Origin of the sequence: Streptomyces sp. NPDC058751 (assembly GCF_042746485.1) — a bacterium.
In the GTDB taxonomy this organism is placed as follows: Bacteria; Actinomycetota; Actinomycetes; order Streptomycetales; family Streptomycetaceae; genus Streptomyces.
The window spans coordinates 93,011-116,028 of record NZ_JBHYPZ010000002.1; the positions used below are offsets into that span (position 1 = coordinate 93,011).

18 protein-coding genes are annotated in these 23,018 nt (G+C 72.9%); 7 read left to right on the forward strand and 11 right to left on the reverse strand.

From position 1 onward, the window contains the following. Nucleotides 1-97: 97 nt before the first annotated feature. From ACFW6B_RS02580 to ACFW6B_RS02600, 5 genes are all read right to left on the reverse strand, one after another. Nucleotides 98-1,858 carry an ABC transporter ATP-binding protein gene (locus ACFW6B_RS02580; RefSeq protein ID WP_386591471.1) on the reverse strand — a complete coding sequence of 587 codons (1,761 nt, stop codon included), beginning with the start codon at nucleotides 1,856-1,858 and terminating at the stop codon, nucleotides 98-100. Nucleotides 1,859-2,063: 205 nt separating this feature from the next. Further along, nucleotides 2,064-2,201, reverse strand: a complete 138-nt coding sequence (locus tag ACFW6B_RS02585; protein ID WP_386591472.1) for a SapB/AmfS family lanthipeptide — start codon at nucleotides 2,199-2,201, stop codon at nucleotides 2,064-2,066. 97 nt (nucleotides 2,202-2,298) lie between these two features. After that, nucleotides 2,299-5,004: a class III lanthionine synthetase LanKC gene (lanKC, locus tag ACFW6B_RS02590; RefSeq protein WP_386591474.1), complete on the reverse strand. Its 2,706-nt coding sequence runs from the start codon at nucleotides 5,002-5,004 to the stop codon at nucleotides 2,299-2,301. A 921-nt stretch (nucleotides 5,005-5,925) separates the two neighbouring features. Next, nucleotides 5,926-7,956: a hypothetical protein gene (locus ACFW6B_RS02595; RefSeq protein WP_386591475.1), complete on the reverse strand. Its 2,031-nt coding sequence runs from the start codon at nucleotides 7,954-7,956 to the stop codon at nucleotides 5,926-5,928. Continuing rightward, nucleotides 7,953-8,654, reverse strand: coding sequence for a hypothetical protein (locus tag ACFW6B_RS02600; RefSeq protein ID WP_386591476.1), 702 nt, complete (start codon nucleotides 8,652-8,654; stop codon nucleotides 7,953-7,955). The genes ACFW6B_RS02595 and ACFW6B_RS02600 overlap by 4 nt, the downstream gene beginning before the upstream one ends. Before the next feature lie 168 nt (nucleotides 8,655-8,822). Here ACFW6B_RS02600 and gcvH point away from each other — a divergent pair, with 168 nt between their 5' ends. After that, nucleotides 8,823-9,206 carry a glycine cleavage system protein GcvH gene (gene gcvH / locus ACFW6B_RS02605; RefSeq protein ID WP_386591477.1) on the forward strand — a complete coding sequence of 128 codons (384 nt, stop codon included), beginning with the start codon at nucleotides 8,823-8,825 and terminating at the stop codon, nucleotides 9,204-9,206. Nucleotides 9,207-9,310: 104 nt separating this feature from the next. Here the strand turns inward: gcvH and ACFW6B_RS02610 are convergent, their stop codons facing one another. Next, complete coding sequence (locus ACFW6B_RS02610; protein WP_386591478.1) at nucleotides 9,311-9,466, reverse strand: DUF6131 family protein; 156 nt, start codon at nucleotides 9,464-9,466, stop codon at nucleotides 9,311-9,313. 201 nt (nucleotides 9,467-9,667) lie between these two features. On the opposite strand from ACFW6B_RS02610, the gene ACFW6B_RS02615 reads away from it, so the two are divergent. Beyond that, complete coding sequence (locus ACFW6B_RS02615) at nucleotides 9,668-10,117, forward strand: NUDIX domain-containing protein (RefSeq protein WP_386591479.1); 450 nt, start codon at nucleotides 9,668-9,670, stop codon at nucleotides 10,115-10,117. 138 nt (nucleotides 10,118-10,255) lie between these two features. Here ACFW6B_RS02615 and ACFW6B_RS02620 read toward each other — a convergent pair whose 3' ends face one another. After that, the gene (locus ACFW6B_RS02620; protein WP_386591480.1) at nucleotides 10,256-11,530 is read right to left on the reverse strand and encodes a serine hydrolase domain-containing protein; all 1,275 of its coding nucleotides are present in this window, start codon (nucleotides 11,528-11,530) and stop codon (nucleotides 10,256-10,258) included. A gap of 503 nt (nucleotides 11,531-12,033) precedes the next feature. Here ACFW6B_RS02620 and ACFW6B_RS02625 point away from each other — a divergent pair. Then, nucleotides 12,034-13,728 (forward strand): LCP family protein, encoded by a 1,695-nt coding sequence (locus tag ACFW6B_RS02625; RefSeq protein ID WP_386591481.1) that lies wholly within the window; start codon nucleotides 12,034-12,036, stop codon nucleotides 13,726-13,728. Nucleotides 13,729-13,738: 10 nt separating this feature from the next. On the opposite strand, the gene thpR is transcribed toward ACFW6B_RS02625, so the two are convergent. Both thpR and ACFW6B_RS02635 read right to left on the reverse strand, forming a co-directional pair. After that, nucleotides 13,739-14,347, reverse strand: coding sequence for an RNA 2',3'-cyclic phosphodiesterase (gene thpR, locus ACFW6B_RS02630; RefSeq protein ID WP_386591482.1), 609 nt, complete (start codon nucleotides 14,345-14,347; stop codon nucleotides 13,739-13,741). Nucleotides 14,348-14,406: 59 nt separating this feature from the next. Then, nucleotides 14,407-15,630 (reverse strand): saccharopine dehydrogenase family protein, encoded by a 1,224-nt coding sequence (locus tag ACFW6B_RS02635; RefSeq protein ID WP_386591484.1) that lies wholly within the window; start codon nucleotides 15,628-15,630, stop codon nucleotides 14,407-14,409. Between the two features lie 126 nt (nucleotides 15,631-15,756). On the opposite strand from ACFW6B_RS02635, the gene ACFW6B_RS02640 reads away from it, so the two are divergent. From ACFW6B_RS02640 to ACFW6B_RS02655, 4 genes are all read left to right on the forward strand, one after another. After that, a complete protein-coding gene (locus ACFW6B_RS02640; protein ID WP_386591485.1) occupies nucleotides 15,757-16,500 on the forward strand; it encodes a TetR/AcrR family transcriptional regulator in 744 nt (247 codons plus the stop codon). 364 nt (nucleotides 16,501-16,864) lie between these two features. Beyond that, nucleotides 16,865-18,031 (forward strand): ABC transporter substrate-binding protein, encoded by a 1,167-nt coding sequence (locus ACFW6B_RS02645; RefSeq protein WP_386591486.1) that lies wholly within the window; start codon nucleotides 16,865-16,867, stop codon nucleotides 18,029-18,031. Between the two features lie 378 nt (nucleotides 18,032-18,409). Further along, nucleotides 18,410-18,979 (forward strand): hypothetical protein, encoded by a 570-nt coding sequence (locus tag ACFW6B_RS02650; RefSeq protein WP_386591487.1) that lies wholly within the window; start codon nucleotides 18,410-18,412, stop codon nucleotides 18,977-18,979. Nucleotides 18,980-19,151: 172 nt separating this feature from the next. Then, nucleotides 19,152-19,667: a hypothetical protein gene (locus ACFW6B_RS02655; RefSeq protein WP_386591489.1), complete on the forward strand. Its 516-nt coding sequence runs from the start codon at nucleotides 19,152-19,154 to the stop codon at nucleotides 19,665-19,667. Nucleotides 19,668-19,741: 74 nt separating this feature from the next. Here the strand turns inward: ACFW6B_RS02655 and ACFW6B_RS02660 are convergent, their stop codons facing one another. Continuing rightward, on the reverse strand, nucleotides 19,742-21,334 hold the full coding sequence (locus ACFW6B_RS02660; protein ID WP_386591490.1) for an alpha/beta fold hydrolase: 1,593 nt from the start codon (nucleotides 21,332-21,334) through the stop codon (nucleotides 19,742-19,744). Next, nucleotides 21,331-23,010, reverse strand: a complete 1,680-nt coding sequence (locus tag ACFW6B_RS02665; protein ID WP_386591491.1) for an alpha/beta fold hydrolase — start codon at nucleotides 23,008-23,010, stop codon at nucleotides 21,331-21,333. The genes ACFW6B_RS02660 and ACFW6B_RS02665 overlap by 4 nt, the downstream gene beginning before the upstream one ends. Between the last annotated feature and the right edge of the window lie 8 nt (nucleotides 23,011-23,018).

Below are 23,018 nucleotides of genomic sequence, written 5' to 3' on the forward strand. Positions count from 1 at the left end.
GGATCACGCTAGTCGCGGCCGGGCCGGGGTGGCTTCTCCGATCCTGCTCGTCCTGCTCGGGCCGGTCCGGCTCGGCGCGGTCCCGCCGTCCGCCGGATCAGGCCGGGGTGATCGCCTGACTGGCTATGAGCTGCCGGTAGGGCGTGCAGCGCGCGAGGAGCGTGGGGTGGTTGCCGGTGTCGGTGACGGTGCCCTGGTCGAGCATGATCACGTGCTCGGCGTGCTGCACGGTGGTGAGCCGGTGGGCGACGACGATGACCGCACGGGTCGTCGCCAGCTCCTCGATGATGGTCCGGAAGCGTTGTTCGTTGAGGCCGTCGAGCTGGCTGGTGGGTTCGTCGAGCAGCACGATGTCGGCGTCGGACAGCAGGGCGCGGGCGAGCGCCATGCGTTGCCTCTGACCGCCGGACAGGTCGGTCTCGCGGCCCAGCAGGGTGTCGAGTCCCCGGGGGAGGCGGGTGATGTCGTCGGTGAGCCCGACGGCGTCGAGGGCGCCGGCGAGTTCGGCGTCGGTGGCGGGAGTGGCCCGGCCGAGCTGGAGGTTCTCGCGGGCGGTGGCTTCCAGCAGGGTGAAGGCCTGGTCGACGTACGTGATGCGGGTGCGGAGGGCGTCCAGGGGCCAGTGCCGCATGTCGTGCCCCAGGACCGTGATGGTGCCGGAGGAGGGGCGGATGAACCGGTCGATGAGGGAGAGGGTGGTGGTCTTGCCCGCCCCCGACGCGCCCACCACGGCGGTGAGCCCGGTCCGGGCGGTGGTGAAGGAGATGCCGCGCAGGGTGGGGCGGCCGGCTCCGGCGTGGGTGTAGGAGACGGAGTCGAAGGCGACGGCGGGCGCGTCGGGCAGCGGGGTGGGGGCGGCCCGGTCGTCGTCGGCCGGATCGTCTTCCGGCGGCAGGAGCAGCAGGTCGTTGCAGCGGTCCCGGGCGGCGAGACCGGACTGCAGCCGGCCGAGGCCGGTGGCCAGCGTGTTGACGGACGGGATCGCCTGCAGCAGGTAGAGCAGGAACGCGGCGAACGCGGCCGCCGAGATGTCGCCCGCGGCGAGGCGCGCGCCGCCCGTGAGGATCACGGCGATCATGGCGAGCTGGTTGCCGAGGGTGAGCACCGCCGGGATCAGCGTGCCCAGCCGGGCGCCCTCCAGGGAGACGGAGCGCAGCCGCTCCGCGTCCTCGGCGAGGGCACGGGTGGCCAGCGGTTCGGCCCGGTTGGCCTTGATCGTGGTGAGGGCCTCCAGGTTCGCGGTGAACCGCTGGGCGATGTGCCCGACGGCGTCCTGCTGGCCGCTCACGTTGGCCCGCATGCGGCGCAGGACCAGCGTCACCATGAGCGTCAGGGCGGACAGGGCGACCAGCGTGACCACGGTGAGGACCCAGTCGATCCACACCATCACGCCCAGGGTCGCCGCGATGGTCACGGCGGCCAGCGGCAACTGGCTCGCCACGTCCACGGTCTGACGCAGCAGCAGGGCGTCGGAGGTGATGCGGGCGGCGAGCTCGCCGGTGCCCTGGGTCCGGACGACGGGCAGCGGCAGCCGTAGCGCGTGTTCCATCAAGGTGATGCGCAGCCTGTACGCCATGCGTTCGCCGATGCGGGCGAGCAGGAAGCCCGACCACGCCTGGGTGATCGCGCCGGCCGCGGCGGCCGCGCACATCAGGGTGATGTGGTCGGCGAGCGGGCGGTGGGTGGAGAAGTCGGTGATGACCTCCCGGAGGAAGAGGGGGAGGGCCAGGGTGGCGGCGGTGGCGGCGAGTGCGAGGAACAGCGCGGCGGTGAGCGGGCCGGGTTCGGCGGTCAGTTCACGGCGCAGCCGCAGGGGGCCCTTCGTGTGGTGGACGCGGGGGACGGGCTCGTCGGCCACGGGAACCTCTCTGGTGGGCGAGGGGGCGTCGTGCGAGGGCACGTACCTGCCGGTGGGCGGGGCTGCTGAGACCGGGGTCCGGACGTGGCGGGGGCTGCCGGGCCGCCGCCCGGCCCGGGACGTCCGGGCGGGTGGGCGACCGGCCGGGCCGCTGGTGGCGGCCCGGCCGGCTGTGCTGCGTCCGCCCGCTACGGGGCGTTGTCCGCTAGAGGCAGAGGATCGTGCTCACGGTGCTGGCGCCGCAGTTGATCACGCTCAGGGAGCTGGTGTGCGCGAGGGTGTCGTCGATCGGGGTGGCCTCGGTCTCGGGCAGGTCCATCGTCTGCAGGTCGAGGATCATCATGTCTGTTCTCCTTCTTTTACCGACGGGTGGATCACCCGGCCGGGCGGCCGGGAGTCTGGGTGCGCAACTCGGCTGATCCGGCTGCGACTCGGGGTGGTCAGACCTGGCCGGCCGGGTGCCCGGCGGAGGCCGGGCGGTGGCCGTCCGCGACCGCGGCCCGACGGGCCGCGCCCGCCCGTACCGGGCCGGCTCCGCCGGTCCAGGGCAGGAAGGGGGTGCCGGCCAGGGCCGTGCCCAGGGCCAGGAGCACCCCGGCGGAGCCGGTCGCCAGGTCCGCGGAGAGCCGCAGGAGCTGGTCGCCCGGGAAGGCGAGGTGGCCCCGGTAGGAGATCTGATGGAGGGCCAGGAGCCTGCGGTGGCGGTCCAGCGAGGTCTGGCGGTGGGCGGCCGTCTCCGCGTCGTCCGGGGTGCGCGGGCGCGGGGACCGCCAGGGGCCTGGAGCGTGGGGGCGGGGCCGGGTGAGGGCGAGATAGCCGAGGAGCCCCGCGCGGCCGTTGAACAGACCGGGCTGGATGATGAACTCGGGTTCGGCGGCGCGGCCGATCGGCGCCCGGAAGCGGGCTGTCGGACTGTCCGGGTGATGGCCGAGCAGGGCGTCCAGGACCAGCCCGATGCCGGTGCTGCCGGTCTCGATGTAGGGGAGCACCCGGTACTCGTCGAGGACCTGGACGGTGCCGTCCGCCGCGGTCACACACCGTTCGAGGTCCAGTTCGAGCAGGGTCTGGGCCCGTTCGAGGAGCGTGTGGTCGCCGGTGCGTTCGTGGAGGCGGATCAGCGCCAGGGCCGCACCGGACGCCCCGTTCATCAGGCCGGCCTTGCGGAGCCTGCTCGACGGGCCCTCCTTCTCCAGTTCGTCGGCGGCGGTCCGCGCGTGCGTGAGGGCACTGTCCAGCAGGCGGGGATCGTCGGTGGCCGTGGCGAAGTGCGCGAGGGTCAGCGCGATTCCGGCGCGGCCCGACCGCAGGTCCGGGCCCGGCGGGCCGTCCGGCGCCGTCCGGGTGAGCCGATCCAGCAGGTCGAGTGCGGCGTCCCGCTCGCCGAGGAGGTCGAGGGTGTAGGCCACGCCGTGTCCGCCCGTGTAGAGACCGGGCTGTACGGGACGGCCGCGGGCGGCGTCGACGAGCCACCGGACGTGTTCGGTGTCCGTGCCGGCGCCCGTGGCGTGGAGGGCGTACAGGACGCCGGCCGCTCCGTGGGCCAGGCCCAGGCCGCCCTGCGTGAACTGGGCGACGTCGCCGGGGAAGAGCCGGTCGTCGCGGTGCGGGGTGGCCATGGCCCGGATGCCGGCCGCGAGGGAGTCGCGGATGGCCGGCCAGTCCGCCCGCGGCCCGCTGAGCAGGGCTTGGGTCTCGGCCCTGCGCAGGCCCAGCTCGGGCCTGGGGGTGCGGCCGTCCGAGGGGGAGGGGGCCAGCATGCGGCGGATCTCGGCGGTGTATCCGGCGGGCACGGGGAAGCGGCGCTCGACGACGTCGGCGAGTTCGGTGCCCTTGCCCGCGTCCAGCGTGGGCAGTTGGGCGAGCGGAAGGAACAACCACAGCCGGATCGCGGCCAGTCCGTACAGGTCGACCTCGGGTCCGGTGTACCCCCGCGGAGCGGTGAAGCCCGCCGCGCCCAGGGCCGGACGCACGAACGCGTCCGCGGGACTGGCGAGTTCGAAGTCGATGAAGCAGATGTCGCCGTCCGGCCGGATGATCAGGTTGCGGGGGTGCAGGTCCCCGAACACGACCCCGCGGGCGTGCATGCCCTCCAGGATGTGCTCGATCCGGGCCACGATCGCGATTGCCTCGCGGGTGTACTCGGCGACCGTCGTGTCGTCGGCGTCCGGATGGATGAGCGGGTACCTCGCGGTCAGCCACTCGCTCAGTGACTGTCCCTCGACGAATTCCTGGACGAGGAAACGGTGTTCCCACACGGTCAGCAGTTCGTGCACGGCGGGCACGCCGGGAAGTCCGGCCAGCCGGGCCATCATGTCGTGCTCCTGCTGCAGCCGGGTGACGGCGTCTACTCCGCGCTGGTCGAGACCCGCGTGCGGCCGGGCCTCCTTCAGCACCACCCGAGGACCGTCCGCGTCCTTGCGCCCCAGGTAGACACCGCCCGCGTTGGAGAAGTGCAGGACCCGCTCGACGGTGTAGGGGAGTTCGGGCGCCCGCGGGGCGCTGCGCTCGGCGATGGCGCCCTCCACGAACTCGGGCACGGGCGCCCAGTCGGGCACCGAGAAACCGGGGCCGCGCACGTCGGGGACCAGCCGGCCGTCCGGGTCCTCCAGGGCCAGCACCCGCTGTCCGGCGTCGTCGTGACAGTGGCGCTCGGCGAATCCCCCGTAGCGCAGGTACAGCGGTCCCTCCCCCCAGCGCAGATCGCTGAGGATGTACGGGCCTCGGCGGCCGGCCAGCAGCGGTCCGAGACCCTCCAGACATCGCCACAGCTCGGCGTCGCCCACCGGGTAGAGCGTGCAGAACTTTCCGCTCGAACCGCGCGGGGAGTACTTCGAGTTCTGCAACTGCAGGATGGGCAGCCCGCGCAGGAACTTGAACGTGATGCGCTCGCGCAGGCAGTAGTCGTAGACCTGTTCCAGTACCGCCTCGGCGTCCTCCGCGCACGAGGACACGTGGATCTTCCAGCCCTGAGAGGGCAGTCGGACGTCCTGGGGGCGGACCACCGTCCAGATCTCCAGGTCGCCGCGTTCCCATCCGGTAGGCAGCGGCCGGCTGACGGCGGCGAACTCCTCCTGGGCGCCCCAGCGTCGGGGCGAGTCGTAGAAGATCGGGTCTGCGTAGGCGTAGGCCTCGTACCGGTTGTCCATCGGACTTCTCCTCAGGGCAGGGGACGTGTGCAGGCGGGACAGCAAAGGGGAGCGGAGATCTGGCCGGCCTGGAGAGCGGGGAGGGGGGAAGACGCACGGGTCCGGGGAGCGGTGGCGGCCTGATCCCTCGGCGGGTCTGCGGCCACTCGAAGTGTGGGGAAAGCGGTACTTCGACCACAACGGCGCGAAAGAAGTCTTTTCCGAAGATATTCACCCCGGCGTGATGGTGAGGCCGCGTGTCGTCGACAGCGCCCGGGCGCACACCGGATCACCGGAGGGGTCCGGCACGCCACGCCGCCGAGGGACCCGGGCGCGGCCGGAGTCGCCCCTCCGAGGTTGTGACCAGGGCTTTTCGCGCCGGTACGCCCCTGTCGGCTGCCCTGGTCAATTGGGTCCTGCGGGCATGGTTAAAACGGCATATGCCGGGAGAGGGGCGATGCGGAGCATGACCCGGGGGCGCCTGTGGCCCACCCGGTGGCGGATTTGTCGTACCGGCGCGAGAGACACGAACCCGCCTCCCCGGGGCCGCCCGGAGTCCCCCGTGAGCCCGGTCGTGGCGCCATCGGGCGGCGCCGCTCCGCCCGGAATCCGTGTCCGGGCACGCGGAGCGGGTTGCCGGATTCGCGGATGCCATCACGCGACGGGACCTTCGAGGCGGATGCTCGTGGGTGCGCGTGAGATCACCCGTACATCTGTGCGCTACTATTCACCCAGAGCCGTCCGGAGGAAGTCGCTCCGGTCGATTCATGCGTTGGTGGTCCAAGGAAAGACGCCCCGCTTCCTGCGGGGAAATGCAGGTGCAAGGCCTGCCCGGCGCTCTGTCGAAACCCTGTCCCGCGATGTGCGGGACAGGGTTTCTTGCTGTCCGGGGCCGAGTCCGGTCGCGGCGCCGGAGCCTGTCCGGTCCAGGCCCCGGCGCTGTCAGTCGGTCCCGGCCCCGTCCGGTGCGGAGACGGCGAGCAGTGCGGCGCGTACGGCCTCGCACAGCGCGTCGTCGTCCGGGACGGAGCGCCATCCGCCGTGCTTCACGGGCCGTTCGTCGGCGTCGAGGAAGGCCCGCAGAACGGGCCGCGCGGGTGCGGCGTCCGCACCGATCTCCGCCAGCAGCCGCACCGTCTCGGTGACCGCCGGACAGGCGCCGCCCCGTTCGGCGAAGGGGGTGATGGCCCGGACGAGGGCCGGGACCACCTCGTCGGTCCGTCCGGTGATCCGCCACAGCGCCTCGCCGACGCGCAGCGGCAGCCAGCCCTGCGTGTGACGGGGCAGGAGTTCGCGCAGCCGTCCGGCGTACGGGGCCGCCGCCGGCCCCAGTTCCGCCAGCAGCGCGGCGACGCCTTCCTGGCCGTACGGCTCGTCGAGCTGCGGAAGGAGCAGCGCCAGCGCGGGCTCGCGGTCGCCGGTCAGTCGTCCGTACGCGAGTGCCAGGCAGCGTGGAGCGAACCGCTGGCCCGCGGGCGGGGCGTCGAGCAGGGCGCGCAGCCGCTCACGGGGTACGGCCCTCGCCGCGGCCGGCCCGATCGCGGCGAGGGCGTCCAGTGCCCAGACCACGGAGTCGGTGTCCAGGAGGGCGAGCAGTTCCGGGATCGCGGGGGCGGCCCTGTCGCCCCACGACGTCAGCAACCGGCACAGCGCCCGCCGTTCGTCGAGGGAGGAGGCCGCGGCGAGCCGGGCCCGCAGCGGGGGCAGCAGTACGTCGGCGTGGGCGCCGAGATCCGCGGCGACGTCGTCCAGGCTCAGCTCGTACGTCCACCAGCCGTCGGCGTGGGTCGTGCCGTGGGCGAACCCGGATTCCGCTTCGGCCAGATGTTCCGCCAGGAGAGGGGCACACCGCGCGTCACCGACCCGCGACAGCGCCCACAGCGCGTGGGACCGGGCGGACGGACACGGTTCGCCCGGCTCCGTGCTCATGGCCGTCAGCGCGTCCGCCCAGGGGAGGGCGGCGCGCCCGCACATGCCGAGGACCCGGGCGGCGAAGACCCGGTTGCCGGATTCGGCGTCGCCCAGCGAACGCGCCACCGTCGGCAGCAGGTCCGCGACGGCCGAGCGCCGGCGGCTGATCTCCTGGGACGCCACCCGCAGTGCTCCCGCGCGCACCGCGGGGTCCCGGTGTCCGAGCAGCTCGCGGGCCGCGTCGGCCACCGCGGTCCGGTCGTCCCCCAGCAGGCCGACCGCCCAGACGACCGTTCTCGTGGTCGTGCCGTCGGGCCGCCATGTGGCCGGTTCGCTTCCGGACAGCACGTCGGACACGGCCCGTTTGCAGAAATCGTCGGCCTCCCGCTCCGGGAGCGCGCGGCGCAGGGCCTGAACGGCCGTCAGCCGTACGGAGGGCTCGCCGTCGTCCACGAGCGACCGCAGCCAGTCGAGGGACGCGTCGCGCCGCTCACCGGCGTGGGCGGTCAGCGCGCCGACCGAGTCGAGGAGCCGGAGCCGCGTCGGCGCCGCGGACTCGGCGTCCCAGCGTGCCCGCAGCGCGGCGATCACCTCGTCGGCCCGGCCCCGGGCCTCGGCCAGGCAGTGCGCGGCAGCCGTACGGTGCTCCGTCACCGGGGCGTCGAGCAGCGGCAGCAGGTCCGTGACCGCCAGGTCCCAGGCGCCGGGCCAGCCCGGGGTGACGAAGCGGGGCTGTGCGGTGTTCCCCGACCGGGCCAGGGCCCCTACGAGGTGAAGGAGTTCGCCGCGGACGTCCGTGGCCACGGACGGGTCCGCCGCGGCCGCCATGACGTGGGGCAGCGCGGCGGGCGCCGCCGAACAGACTCCACCGCCCTGGTGGTGGACGTGCGTCAGCAGGTCGTCGGCGGCCTCGGCGGCCTTGTCCGGCCGCCGGAGGTCGCGCAGCATGCGGGGCACGTCCTCGGCCGTCCCGTAGGCGTGGGCGAGGGCCGCCCAGTCCACGGCTTCGATCCGCGCGGGCGTACCGCTCGCGTCCTGCGCGCTCGTGTTCCGCTCGCTCATATCCGGTTCGCCTCGACCTGTTCCGCGACGGGGAAGACGTCGCCGCAGTCCGGACAGGTGGCCCGGCCGAAGAGGTACGTGAGCGCGCGGGCGATGTCCTCGTGGCCCGCCCGTGCCGCGGTGCGGTGCAAGCGGGCGGGCAGCGGAGCGAGGCCGGCCGGATCGGCGGCCAGCAGCGGTGCCTTGGGCGGGGTGCTCGTCACGTAGTCGCCGGCCGAGACGAAGGTGCCGTGGTCCCCGAAGGCGACGAACAGCTCCGAAGCGCACTCCGGGCACTCGATCTCGTACTCCTGCTGGTACAGGCCCTCCAACAGCCCCGTGCTCCAGACGCGTTCCCCCTCGAAGGCCAGGACGCACTGGAGGAGGTCCACGAACGCCACGGCGTGCTCGCTCGCCGCGGAGTCCAGCAGGCGGCGGGCCACCGGGAGGAGGACGGCGAGTTCCTCGGCGTAGAGCGCGGTGTGCTCCTCGTCGGTCGCCGACGCGATGAGGCCCGCCAGTTCGACGGCTTCGTGCGGTTCGCCGGGGGCGCGGCCGTCCGCGATGGCCGCCAGGTGGGGGAGGGCGGGGAAACTGCCGCTCTGGACGTCGCCCTGGTGGCACAGGTGGTCCCACAGATCACGCCAGACCTGTCTGTCGTCCTCACCGCCCAGACGTGCGAAGAGGGCGGCCGTGTCGTCGGAGGGTCCAGGTGTCATGCACCGGATCATTTCAGGCGTGGGTCCGTGGCGGAGGGCGGGGGCGCGGGCCGGCGAGTGGTGATGAATCCATCCTTCGGCGGCCGACGCGCGTGGAAGCCGCCGTCACGCGTCACGGCATGACAGTCTGCCACTTGGTGATCACGTCGAGTTGTGGAGGAGTCTGTCATGTCACTCGTACCGCAGGATCTCAAGTACACGAACGACCATGAGTGGGCGCGCTTCGAAGCAGACGGGACGGTGATGGTCGGCATCACCGACTATGCGCAGAAGCAGCTCGGAGACATCGTGTTCGTGGAAGTGCCGATGCTGGGCAAGAAGGTCGAGGCGGGAGAGCCCGTCGGCACCGTCGAGTCGGTCAAGTCCGTCACCGACGTCTACGCTCCGGTGAGCGGCGAGGTGACCCTGGTGAACCAGGACGTCATCGAGCAGTCCGAGGACCTGAACGACGATCCCTACGGCAGCTGGCTCTTCAAGATCAAGCCGGGGGAGGGCACGGCTGCCGAGCGACTGCTCTCCGCCGGTGAGTACACGAAGCTGATCGGCGACTGACGGTCACGGTCGCGCCGGTCATGCCGAGGGCCCGGCACTGCCGGGCCCCGGCCGGCGCGCTGAGCCGCCGGTTCGCGCGCCTGGCACCAATGACCGGACACGCCCTAGTAATAGTGCCGTCGTCCGCCGACCTCGCGGCCGACCGCTCCCAGAACCCACAGCAGGACACCGATCGCGACCAGGATGAGCCCGATGGTCCAAAGGATTCCGATACCGGCGATGAGGCCGATGACAAGCAGGATGACTCCGAGGATGATCATGGCGTCCTCCGGTGGTGGGACGTCGTCTGCGGGCGTCCCCTTCCCCTGCCGCGTTTCCTGTGTCGTGCGGCCTAAACACGCGACGCGTGTCCGCCGTTCGTGCGGTCGCCCCCGTCCCGTGGCCGGGTTCGTCACCGGCGCGCCCGCAGGTCCCGCCGACAATGAATGGTGCGTCACGTCCTGCGGAACGAGGGAGGCAGTATGGCCGACAGCGGTCGTGGATACGTCAGGGACCGGCGCGGGTGCCGCCATTGGGGCCCGCACGGCGCGGCGGGACTGCTCCTGAGGCGGGACGGCAGGTTCCTGCTCCAGCGCCGCTCCTGGCGGGTCCACCACGGCCGCACCTGGAGCACACCGGGTGGCGCGCTGCACGCCGGTGAGAGCCCGTGGGACGGGGCCCGCCGGGAGTTCGCGGAGGAACTGGGCGGTGTCCCGGAGTTCCGCCGGATCCACACCTTCGTCGACGACCACGGCGGATGGGCCTACCACACCGTCGTCGCGGAGATCACCGAGTCGTTCTCCCCGAGCCGCGGAGACGGTGAGGGCGCCGCCCACCGGTGGTGCGCCCCCGAGGAGATCGGCTCGCTGCGCCTGCACCCCGGATTCGCGGCCACATGGCCGCGGTTGCTGGCCGGGCTGGACGGGCTCTGACGGTCGACTCCCGCTCGGACGGAGACGACCGCCTTCCGTCCGGACGGAGACGACAGCCTTCCGTCCGGACGGTACGGGGAAGACGCGCGGGGCCGGGCCGTGTCGGCGGCCCGGCCCCGCGCCGTCATGCCACGCCGCTCAGGACGGCGTCACGCCGAACACCTCCGAGAGGATCAGCTTCGTCAGCTCGTCGGAGGGCGCGGTGCCGTCGGGCGACTGGTTGAGGTTGACCAGGACGACGACGGTCGCCTTCCGCTCCGGGTCGTATCCCACGAAGCTGTTGTAGCCGGGGATCTGGCCGTCGTGGCCGAGGAAACCGGAGAAGTCGACGATCCCCAGCCCGTACGTGGGCGTGCCCGGCACGTCCGAGGTGGGGACGAAGCGCAGCCGCTGGCGCTGGGTCTGAGGGCTGAGGAGCTTTCCGTCGGCGAGCGCGGGAGCCCAGCGCAGCAGGTCGTCCAGGGTGGAGATGCCGCCGCCGGCCGCCCAGGCCCACGAGGGGTTCGCGTCGGTGACGTCCTCCGGGTTGCCCGCCGACCAGTCGGCCCAGGCGGCGTCCTTCCCGGTGAGCACCGGTGCGGTGAGGCTGTCCACGTTGCTGATGAACTGGTAGCCGCGCGGGTGGGGCGAGGGGAAGGCCGTGTCGGTGGCCAGGTTGGTGTGCGGCATGCCGACCGGGCGGAAGACGCGGTCGCGCATCAGTGAGGCGAGCGGCCGGTGGGTGAGCTTCTCGGCGATCAGCCCGAGGATCACGTAGTTGGTGTTGGAGTAGTGCCAGCCCTGTCCCGGCGGGAAGTACGGCTGGTGGCGGAACGCGATCGCGAGCAGTTCCTCGGGCGTCCACTGCGTCTCGGGACGGTCGTCGAGCACCTGGTTGAAGCGCAGGTCCTCGCTGTAGTTGTAGAGGCCGCTGGTCATCTGGAGCAGTTGGCGGATGGTGATGTTGCGCCCGTTCGGCACCCCGCGCAGGTAGCGCGAGACCGGGGCGTCCAGCTCGATCCGGCCCTCGTCGACGAGTTCCAGGATCACCGTGGCGGTGAACGTCTTGGTGATGCTGCCGACCCGGAAGTGCTCGTCGGCCGCGATCGGCTTCCCCGTCCTGAGGGACTCGGTGCCGAGCGTCTTGGTCCAGGTGCCCCACTCCGGCGTGCGGATCGACACCACCGCTCCGGGGATGCGCAGCCGCTGCATCAGGGCGATCAGATCGGGTGTCAGGGTCTTGGCGAAGGGCGGAGCGCCGTCCTTCGGGCGGTGGACGTCGCCGGCGGTGGTGGCGGGTGCGGCCAGGGCCGGTGCGACGGGTGTCAGGGCCAGCAGCGTGGCGGAGAGCAGGACGGTGAGCCGGGAACGCCGCCGGGCCGGCGCGGGGGTGCGCCGGTGGCGTACGAGGGAACGGGGGAGCCGGGTCGGCATGATGGGTCCGTTTCGTCCAGTGGATCGACGTCCCCAGGGATACCGCCCGCGCTCGCCGGCGGCTCGGCGTTGGGCCACCGGTGGGCGTTTTCGCACCGGTGACTCGCCCTGCCCCGTGGGGCGGTGACGGACCGTCAGTCCGAACGTGCTGCGCGATCGCCTGCTCCCGGCGGCCGGACCGGGCGGGTACGGAGGGCGCCGAAGGCGTGGAAAGGGGCCAAGAAGAGGCGCCGCGTGGCCGAATACCGGTGTTCGGGAACGCGGGGGCCCGGGCGGACGTCTCTCATCAGGGGACGGTTCCCTCAGGCGTCCCACCGGTGACATGAGATGCCTCACCGGTGAATCGCCGAGGGATGCCCGCTGACCGGGCCGTCCCCTTGTTAGATTGCGGAACCAGGCACCTCAGGCAGACGCCCGCTTCATCCGCCCGTAGACCGCGGTTCACGCCCGGCCGCTTCCGAGGGACCGGGCCGACGGGCCCGACCGTTCAGGGGGAGTGGGAGATGAGCGACCTGTGGGACGGCTCGGGCGGCCGGGCGACACGCGACCGGACGCCCCGGGTTCCCGGACAGCACGCGTCGCGGCCCGACGGGGGAGGCCTTCCCGGCGACCGGTTCGCGTCCCGGAGGGACTCCCGCTCGCACGGCGGCGGACGGGCACAGTCGGCCGGGCGCGTCAGGCGGGCGCTGAGGATCGCCGGGCTGTGCCTCGCAATCCTGGTGCTGGGCACGGCGGGCGTCGGCTGGTGGTTCTACGAGCACCTGAACGGCAACATCGACACCGTAGCCCTGGACGGCAAGGGCGGCACGGAGAAGGCGGACGCCTTCGGCCGCACGCCGATCGACATCCTGGTGATGGGCTCGGACGGCCGTACGAGCAAGGCGGACTGCAAGCTCGGCGGCGGCTGCGCCCGGACCGGGGTGCAGACCGGCAGCAACGCCGACGTGCAGATGGTGGTGCACGTGTCCGCCGACCGCTCCAACGCCACCGTGATGAGCATCCCGCGCGACACCATGACCCGTGTCCCGGCCTGCAAGGACAGCGAGACCGGGAAGTCGACGGCCGGCTACTACGGCCAGATCAACAGCGCGCTGCAGTACGGCCCGGCCTGCCAGGTGGCCACGGTCCACCAGCTCACCGGCATCCCGATCAGCCACTTCGTCAAACTCGACTTCTCCGGCGTGGTCAAGATGTCCGACGCGGTCGGCGGCGTCTCCGTGTGCGTCAGCGACGACGTGTACGACACCTACTCGCACCTGAAACTGTCGCGCGGCAGGCACACGCTCAAGGGTGTCGCGGCACTGCAGTTCGTCCGTTCCCGGCACGGTTTCGGCGACGGCGGCGACCTGGGCCGTACGGTCTCCCAGCACATCTTCCTCAGCGCGATGATCCGCAAGTTCAAGAGCGCGGGCACACTCACCGATCCTGGTGCCGTGTACCACCTGGCGGACGCCGCCACCAAGGCCCTGACCGTGGACGAGGGCCTGGGCTCCGTGAAGAAGCTGATCGGGCTCGCCCGCGACCTGGACAAGGTCCCCGCGAAGCGGATGACCTTCACGACGATGCAGACGGCCCCCGACCCGGCCAATGAGAACCGTCTCGTGGTGGGCGCGGGCGCGAAGAACCTGTTCGCGACGATCGCCGACGACAAGTCGCTGACCACCGCGTCGGGCGGGAAGTCCGCGGCGGCCTCCGCGACGAAGAAGCCCGGCGCCGCGCCCGTACCCGCCTCGCAGGTCGCCGTGACCGTGGAGAACGGAACGGGGATCACCGGCCGCGCCTCGGTCGTCGCGGGCGCGCTCACCGGGAACGGCTTCAGCCCGAGCACGACCACGGCCAACGCCCCGGTCCCGGCCACCACCACGACCCTCACCTACGGACCGGGTCAGAAGGGCGAGGCCCGGACGGCGGCCAAGGCCCTCGGGCTGCCCGCCTCGCGTCTGAAGCAGGGCACGAGCCCGGGTCTGATCCTGGTGGTCGGCAGCGACTGGCCCAGCGGCACCACCTACCCCGGCGGATCGCCGTCCGGCTCGGACGACGGGAAGAGCGCGGTCGCCGACGCCCACGCCTCCACCGCGGGCGAGACCGAGAAATGCGCCGCTGTCAGCCCCTACAAGACGGTCAGCCTCGGCGGAGTCCCCATGACCCCGGCGCAGGCCTACGCGGCGGCGCGGGACAAGCCGGACTCGGACGAATGAGGCCGGCGGCTCATGAGCCGGCCGGGTTCCCGTCCCCGAGCGGCCAGGACTCGATGTCGCGGTAGTGGATCGGTCCGCTGCTGCGGCCGGCGTTGCTGCCGACCAGGTGCAGACGTCCGGCCGGCCACGGGCGGCCGGTGAACCCGGCGAGGAGCAGGGCGATCTCGTCCACCGAGGTGTGGTCTCCCCTGCGGGCGCGGGCCAGTGTCAGATGCGGGCGGAAGGGCCGTTCCGCGAAGGTGATCCCGCAGTCCTTGACGGTCGTACGCACGTCCGCGGCGAGCGCGTGCAGTTCGCCGAGGTCTCCGTCGATCCCGCTCCACAGCACACGGTCGTCGAAGTGGCCGCTGCCGCGCAGTGCCAGGGACGGCGGCCGGCGGGCCGCCGCGAGGACGGCGAGAGGCGGCCGCAGGAGAGGGACGGTCCCGACCGGCAGCTCCCCCAGGAACGCCAGGGTGATGTGCCAGTCCTCGATGCGGTTCCACCGCATGCGCGGGTGGGTGCCGTAGGCGGGGCGCAGCTCCCGGGCCAGTTCCTCTTTCGCGTGGTCGGGCGGGGCGAGGGCGATGAACACGCGAACGGTCGCGGGCGGGGTCTGATCGTGCACAGCAGACTTCATACCGCACCTTCCGCGCGTGACGACGCCCTCGCCGTGTGCCATGGGCCACGCCCGCGGCCTCAGCCCTCCTCGCGCAGACCCCACGGCGAGCCGTACTCGTCGAGCAGGTCGAGGAAGGGGCGGGGCGGCAGGGCTTCCGGGCCGAGGACCCCGGCGGCCGACCAGGCTCCGCCCGCGATCAGTTCGAGGGCGACGACAGGATTGACGGCGGTCTGCCACACCACCGCCTGGGACCCGTACTCACGCATCGACCACTCGTTGTCGACCACGTGGTAGAGGTAGACCTCGCGGGCCGAGCCGTCCTTGGTCCCCTTGACCCAGGTGCCCGCACAGGTCTTGCCGGTCATGCGGTCGCCCAGGGTCGCCGGGTCGGGCAGACAGGCGGCGACCACGTCGCGCGGGGAGACCCGCACCGGCCCGTTCTCCGAGGGGACGGTGACCTTCTCGGTGGAGTCCAGGCCCAGTTCGTGAAGGGTCTTCAGTTTGGCGATGAAGTCGTCGCCGAGGCCGTACTTGAACGTCACCCGGCGGGCGTCGACCCAGCGGGGGACGAGCAGGACCTCCTCGTGCTCGACGTTGACGCACTCCACCGGACCGATGCCCTCGGGGAAGTCGAAGACCTCCGGTTCGCTGAAGGGGGCGGTGGTGAACCAGCCGCGGTCCCTCTCGTGGACCACCGGGGGGTTGAGGCACTCCTCGATGGTCGTCCAGATGTTGAAGGACGGGGCGAAGTCGTAGCCCTCGACCGTCAGGTTCGCACCGTCGCGCACGCCGATCTCCTCGATCTCGTCGAAGAGTTCGTCGGACGCGTAGCGGGCGAAGACGTCCGACAGGCCCGGCTCCACACCCATGCCGACCAGGGCCAGCCGTCCGGAGCGCTCCCAGGCGGCGGCCTGCTCGAACTGGGCGTCGCCGAGTTTGACACCGCACCGCTCGTAGGGGCGTGTGGCGTGCGGCGCGGACAGGGACATCGCCATGTCGAGATAGTGGGTTCCCGCGGCGCGGGCCGCGTCGAACAGAGGCATCACGAACCGCGGATCGGTCGCGTTGAGGAGCGCGTCGCACCTCTCCTCGACGAGCGCCCGGCGTACGGCGTCCTCGTCGGAGGCGTCCAGGCGCCTCGCGCTGAACCGGCCCCCGTGTTCCCCGAGCGCCGCGACGGCCGCCTCGGCGCGGGCGAGGTCGTAGTCCGCGACGACCATGTGGGTCAGGAAGTCACGACGGGCCGCGATCCGGGTCACGGCCGTGCCCACACCGCCCGCGCCCACGAGAAGCACTCGCATGTCACACATCCTTTCGCCGCCGGAGACGAACGCCCCCGGACCGGACAGATGCAACGGGACGCCCTCGGTTAAGGTCAATGGTGTTGGCGTAAGGACGGGGAGCCCGTCGGACCGAGGAGGGTCGGCATGGCGAAACAGGTGGTGCCGGAGGCGGAACGGCGCAGGCGCCGGCCGACCCGGCAGGGCACGGTGCTCTCCGAGAAACTGATCGTGCGGACGGCGTTGCGGATGCTGCGGGAGCACGGCAGCGCCGGGCTGACGGCACGCAGGCTCGGCACCGCCCTCGGAGCCGACCCCAGCACCCTCTACCGCTACTTCGCCGGACTGGACGACCTGACCCGGGCCATCGGCGAGGAGCTGATCGGGCGGGCACTGGACACCTGGACGGCCACCGGGGAGTGGCGGTCCGACCTGCGGGCGCTCGGCCGGGCCGTCCACGCCTCCTACCTCGCCCACCCCCAGGCCGCCGTGCTGACCGCCAGCCGGGTCACCGGCCGGCCGCGGGAGATCGCGGTGGACGAGACGATCCTCGGCATCCTGCGCGGCGCGGGCTTCCCGGACGGGGACGCGGTCGTCGTCTACCACGCGTTCATCGACCTCACCCTGGCCTTCGCGGCCCTGGACGCCGGGACGCTGGCGCTGACGGACGAGGCCCGCGCGGCGGACGAGGAGATGTGGCGGTCCACGTACGCCGAACTGCCCGCGGAGACCCACCCGCACATCGCGGCCACCGCGCGGCTCCTGGCCGGGCGGATGACCCACAGCGCCTACCCCGTCGTCCTCGACACCCTGCTGAACAGCGCGGCCGAACAGCTCGCCTGGGCCCGCGCCCGGCGCCACCCCGATCCCCCGGACACGCGAAACCCCTGACAGAGGCCTTATGCCAACGCCTGTGCCCCGGTCAAGGGAGAGGAAAAGGGCATGTCCAGCCACGTCGTCGGGCCGGGGCCGGAAGAGGAGACGGCCGTATGGGCACCGTGAGAGTCGGCGTGCTCTGATTTCCCGGGTTGATCTCTTCGGGAACGCGCCGAAGACCCGTTCAGCACCGCAGCGTGCGCGCCCCGGTCACCGTCACCTGCCGGTAGGCGATGCGCGTAACCTCCTGGAGCGGACCGGGGCCGGCCGCGGAGCGGCAGCACACCGCTCCGCGGCCGGACCCGGCTTCGACGGCCCGGTCCGACGCGGATCGGGCGCGGTACACCGGTACACGGTTCGCAGGGGGAGACACCGACACATGACACCGCCACCACCGGCACCCGCGTCACCGTCCGAGTCGCCGTCCCCGCCGCCGTGCGCGGCACCGTCGCCGTCCTCGGGGACGGGGACCGGCGGTTCGGCGGTCCGGATCGGTGCACTCGTACCGCTGACCCGGCCCGGCTGGGCCGAGGCGGGCCGGCACCTGCTCGCCGGACTGGAACTGGCCGTTCGTGACGTCAACGGCACCGGCGGGATCGCCGGGAGCCCCCTCGAACTGGTGGTACGGGACACCGCGGCCGATCCCCGGAAAGCCGCGGCGGCCGTGGACGAACTGGCCGGGCTGGGCGTGGCCGCCCTGGCCGGGGAGTACCACAGCGTCGTCGCCCGCGCGGCCGCCGCCGGGGCCGACGCCCTCGGCGTGCCGTTCCTCTGCTCGTCGGCGGTCCTCGACACGCTCACCGAACAGCCGACGCCGTGGGTCGCGCGTCTGGCCCCGGCACAGTCCCACGGCTGGGAGGTCTACGCGGACTTCGTCCTCGGCGCGGGCCACCGGCGTGTCGCCGTGGCGGCCGAACCGAGTGTCTACTGGGAGTCCGGCACAGGCGTCCTGCGGAAGCGCCTCGCCCGGCACGGCGGTTCCCTCGTCGAACTGGACGTGCGCGCGCTGACCCCGGCGGCCGTGTGCGACGAACTCGTCGGCCGTCGTGCGACGGCACTGCTCCTCCTGACAGGCCATCCGGAGCCCGCGCTGTCGGTCGTCACCGCGGTCCGCGGCGACCCGCGCCTGACCGGGATCATGATCGGCGCTCCGGCCGGACAGCCCGAGTTCACCGAATGGGGCGCCCTGCCGGGTGGCGACGGAGCCGCCGTCCCGTTCCTGCGCTACCTCCCGGAACGCCTGGGCCCCCTGGGCGCGCGCGTCGGGGCGGCCCTGCGCGAGGAACTGGGCCGGGCGCCCTCCTTCGTCGCCTTCGAGGGCTACGACACGGTCACCGTCCTGGCCGACGTCCTGCGCTCCCACGGCACGGACCGGGCACGCGTCGCCGCGGCCTGGCCGGGTGTCGACGTCGAGGGAACCCGTGGGCGGATCCGGTTCTCCCGCGTACCGGGCATCGGCGTCTGGCAGTGGGCGTGGGCACCGGTCCAGGTCGTGGAGCGGGACCGGGCCGATCCCGAGCGCTTTCTGGTCCTCCACTCCGGGTGAGAGGGCCCGGCGGGGCGAGCGCCGTGCCGGACACCCCGGCGGGGCCGGGGCGGGGCCGGACCGTCGCGGCCCCGGCGACGCCGGACGTCCGCCGGCACCGGACCGGTCCGTGCGCATGTGCCCCGGTTCATCAGGGGTGATTCGCGAACTTCCCGGTCCGGCGGCGTACGCGTCCTCTCCCCCGGCGGTCATCACCGGTCGTTTCCACGAGTGCACCGATCACCGCCGGACGGGCGGCGTGCGGTTCTCCTACCGTCGACGGTGATCCGCCGGTCGCGGTTCACCTGACCCGACCGCGGCCGGTGGGCGGGTGTGCCGTCGCGCGCCCGCGTTCACCGCGGCCCGGGTGTCCGGGCCCCGCGAAGGGGGAGAGAACGCGTGAGATCCATCCGTAGATCCGTCGCCCGGCTGGCGCGGCGCACGGGACTGCTGGCCACCGCCCTCGCCACGGCGATCGCCTCGGCGGTCGTCCTCGCCCCTCCGGCGTCGGCGGCGACGTACCAGTACGACTGCCGCCGGCTGTCCGGGGACGGTTCCTACAGCCGTCCGCTCGCCCTGGGGAACGTGACCGGCCGGACGGTGATCGCCGTCAACTGCCCGCCGCTGAGGTCCGGCGCGGGCTACACCAAGCGCTTCTTCAGCTTCACGCTCACCCGTCCGGCACGGCGCCCGTCGTACGCAGGGGCGGCCTTCACACTGGACCGGAACCACCGGTCGGCCGTGAACCCCTACCTGCTCAGCGGACCGTACACGGTCATGCACACCAGCGCGGGACTGTGGACGTACAACCGTGCCGGTGTCGCCAACGGGCGCTTCCTGCCGCTCGGGCCCATGCCGGGCGGGGGAACGCTGCCCGCGGGCACCTACCGGCTGGGGGTGCAGAAGCTGACCTCGCCGCTGGGATCGCTCGGCACCCCGTGGTTCAACGTCATGGTCGTCATGGCCTGAGCCGCACGCGCACCGGCGGCCGTACCCGTACGCGTGGCCGCCGTCGTCCCGCGTCCCGGGCCGCGGGACGAACACCCACGACAAGCCTCTGGCAGTGCAACCATCCGGCTCCGGAAGATGTCTTCGCCAGTGAAACGGTTTGTCCCCTTCACCAGGAGCAACTGGGGGCGTCATGCACCATCACCCATCCCGCGCAGTCATCGTCGCCGGCGCCGTTCTCGCCGCCGTCGGCGCCACGATCCCCGCCTCCGCGGCCGCCCAGCCGACGGCGGCCGCCACGCCCACGTCGCCCGCGCGCGTCGTCAACGCCCGCTGGGCCGGGCACTGCACCTACGACCGGCTCGTCATCGACATCAAGGGCGGCACCCCGTCCGTCGCCGTGAGCCGGGTCAGCACCCTCCGCTACGACGCTTCCGGCAGGAAGGTCCCGCTCCCGGGGAAGTACTTCCTGAACATCAGGCTCTCTCCCGCGGTCGCCCACGACAACGCGGGCAACTCCGTGTACCGGGGGCCCCGACTGGTGAAGATCCCGTTGTACAAGCTGAAGGGCCTCGCCCTGACCGGGGACTTCGAAGGGGTCGTCTCCTTCGGAACCGCGTTCCAGACCAAGCCCTCGTACAAGGTGCTCAAGCTGCACAACCCCGAGCGCGTGGTCGTGGACTTCAGCCACGTCAACCGCTGCCGCTGACCCGAACGGCAGGCCCGGACCCGCTGCCGGGGTCCGGGCCTGTGCCCCCGCGGGGCGGCGACGGCGTGCCGCCCCTACGGCGCGATCTCGAACCGCGGCGGCTGAAGGCCCGCGAGGCAGGACGTGTCCGCCGACAGCGGCGCGTCGAAGAACGACCGGGTGACCGTCTGCGCGCAGGGCGACTCGGCGAACGCGACGTGGGCGACGTACGGGACGGTCACGGTGGTGGCGCGGCGCAGGGTGCGGGCCACGTAGGGCCCGTTGCTCGGCGCGGTCTGCGCGTCGAAACCCGCCGACATGACCAGGGTGGGGATGTCGCTGCGCACCACGCTGCGGACGGAACGCGGCTGCGCGGGGACGTTCCAGGCGCGGCAGTCGTCGTGGAGGAAGGGGAGCTGCGGCGCGTTGGCCAGGACGGAGCGCGGGAACGTGGGGAACACGCGCCGCCCCGCCCGGACCACCTGGTCCTCGGTCTCGTACGGTGTCCACTCGCCGCAGAAGACCCCGTACGCGAGCCCGTGCGCGACCCGCCCGACGGCCTGCGGGCTGAGCTTGCCGCCCGCCCACTGCTCGGCGATCCGCTGCGGGTTGCCGTGGGCCAGCTCGTCGATGGAGCGGGGCACTCCGGCCGCCAGGTGGGTGGCGGACGTCAGCCAGGTCACCAGGACCCCGCCGTCGATGACGACCTTCACCGGGCCGGGCTGTCCGGGGACGGTGACGTACGTGGTGACCGGACGGGCCTCCAGCCTGCTCACCAGGTCCTGGAAGGTCCTGGACAGACGGGGGTAGCGCCGGTCGCACTCGGGCTGCCGCGCGCACGCCGCGAACAGGCCGTCGAAGCCCTCGCGCGCGGCCTTCCAGGTCACGGCGCCCCCGGCCAGGGACGGCGGCAGCACACCGTCGATGCCGACGGAGCGGACGCCCTGCGGGTGCGTGCGCATGTAGGTGAGGGCCAGGTCCGTGCCGTACGAGATGCCGAAGACGTTCCAGAGCCTGATACCCAGGGCCACGCGCAGGTCGGCGTAGTCGGCGGCGCTCTCGGTGGTGTTGTAGGCGCCGAGGTCGGCGGTGCGCCGCGCCAGGCCGTCACGGCAGGCCCGGGTCGCCCGCACGTGCAGACGTCCGGTGGAGGGGGCGTCGTAGACGAGGCCGACGACGCGGGCGTTGAACTCGTCGATGTTCGGGCAGGTGAGCACCGGATCGGCGGAGTAGGTCCCCCGCTGGGACATGAAGATGACGTCCCGGTCGCGGTTCAGACCGCCGTCGACCGCCAACTGGGCCTCGGAGACGGCGTCGTCGCCGGGCCCGCCGGCGAACCACACGATCGGGTCGGGCGCGTGTCGGCGAGTGGCGGCCGGTACGACGGCGACGGAGAGGGTGATCTTCCGTCCCCGGGGCCGGGAGCGGTTCTCGGGCACGGTGAGCGTGCCGCAGTTCGCCCCTTCCAGAGCGGGCACCGGGTCCGCGGTCCGCGGACAGGGGCCCGGTACGAAGCGGGAGTGGCCCGCCGTCCGGGCGACCGTGCCCGGGGTCGTCGTGGTGCCGGACCCGGCCTCGGCGGGGCTCGCGGCGAGACCGGCGACCAGGAGGCCGGCCGTGGCCCCGGCCAGCACGGCGGGGAGCCTTCGCCCGGTGCGTCGGTGGAACGGCGGGCGGATGGACGTCATGGGTTCTCCAGGGCGGGGACGATGGTGAACGGTTTCGGCGACAGCCCCGCGACACAGCGGGTGTCGGGAGCGGTGGGACGCGCGAGGAACGAGGTCAGGACGCTCGCCGCGCACGGCGACTGGGGAACCACCCAGTGGCCGATCCCGGGGATGAGTACGGTGGTCGAGCGGGACAGCGTGCGGGCCGCGTACGCGCCCCAGCGGGCCCCCGTCTTGGCGTCGAAGGTTCCCGAGAGCACGAGCGCCGGCACGTCGCTCACGGTCGTCACCCGCTGGACCGGGGTGCGGTCCGGGACGTTCCAGACGCGGCACGCCTCGTGCTGGAAGGGAAGTTGGGGGGCTTGGGCCAGCACCGAGTCGGGCCACCCGGGGAAGGCCCGCCGGCCGGCCGCCAGCAGGTCCGCCTGCGAGTAGCCCGGCACCCACTCACCGCAGGCGATGGACTGCGTGAGGCCGTGCGCGAACTCGCCGACGACGGGCGTCGCACCGGCCGCGCGGGCCCGGGCGAAGCGCTCCGGGTTGCCGTGGGCGAGTTCGTCGAGCGCCGCGGGCACGTCGACGGCCGGGACGGCGTTGGCGACGAGCAGGTTGACGAGCGCGCCCCCGTCGAGGACGACCCTGACCGGCGCGCCTCCCGCGGGCGGCTGTGCCATCACTGTCAGGGGGTGTGCCTCCAGTCGCCGGACCTGCTGGGTCAACGTGCGCGAGAGGTCCGGGTAGCGGTTCCCGCACGCCGGCTGGGCCGCGCAGGCCGCGAAGACGGTGCCGATGCCTTCCCGGGCGCTGTCCCAGGTCCACGGCAGACTGACGATCTGGGGAGGCACGACCGAGTCGATCGCGACCGAGCGGACGCCCTGGGGATGGCGGCGGAGGTAGGTGAGCCCGAGGTCCGTGCCGTAGGAGTACCCGTAGACGTTCCAGCGGCGGATCCCGAGCGCCCGGCGCAGGTCGGCGAAGTCGGCCGCGTTCTCGGTGGTGTTGTAGGCGCTCAGGTCGACGCCCTCGCCCGCGAGACGGTCCCGGCACTGCCCGGTCGCGCGCACCAGGCGCCGTCCGGTCGACGGTGCGTCGTAGCGCAGTCCGACGGCCTGCGCGTAGAAGCGGTCGATCTCCGGGCACGCGAGGTTCGGCCGCGCGTAGAGCGTTCCGCGCTGGGTCATGACGATCAGATCGCGGTCCTGGTTCACACCGGCGCCGATCACGAACGGCATGTCCCCGAAGGCGTCGCCCCCGGGACCTCCGGCCATGAACACGACCGGATCCGCGGACGGCTTCGTCTTGACGGCCGGGATGATCGCGACGGCCAGCCGGATCGTCCGCCCTCCGGGGCGGGACCGGTTCTCGGGAACCTCCAGGAACCCGCACCGCCCCGGGACCGGATCGGGCGTCTGTGGGCAGGGGCCGGGCACGAACCGGGCGGGCGCCCCCGGCCGCGGACCGCCCTCGGCGGCCGTGACCGCGTCGCCCGGTGCCGGGCCCAGGGCGCCGAGGACGGCCAGGCCCGCCGCGACGACGGCCGCCCTGGTGCGCGTGCGCCGGCGGCTCCGCCACGCGGACCCGTACGGTGCGCGCCCCGGTTCGGACCCGGACGCACCGTTGCCGCTGCCCCTGTCCTTGCCCGCGCCGCTTCCGTGAACGGTCGGCGTGCGGCCCGTCCTGATGCCGTGTTTCCTCATGCGATCCC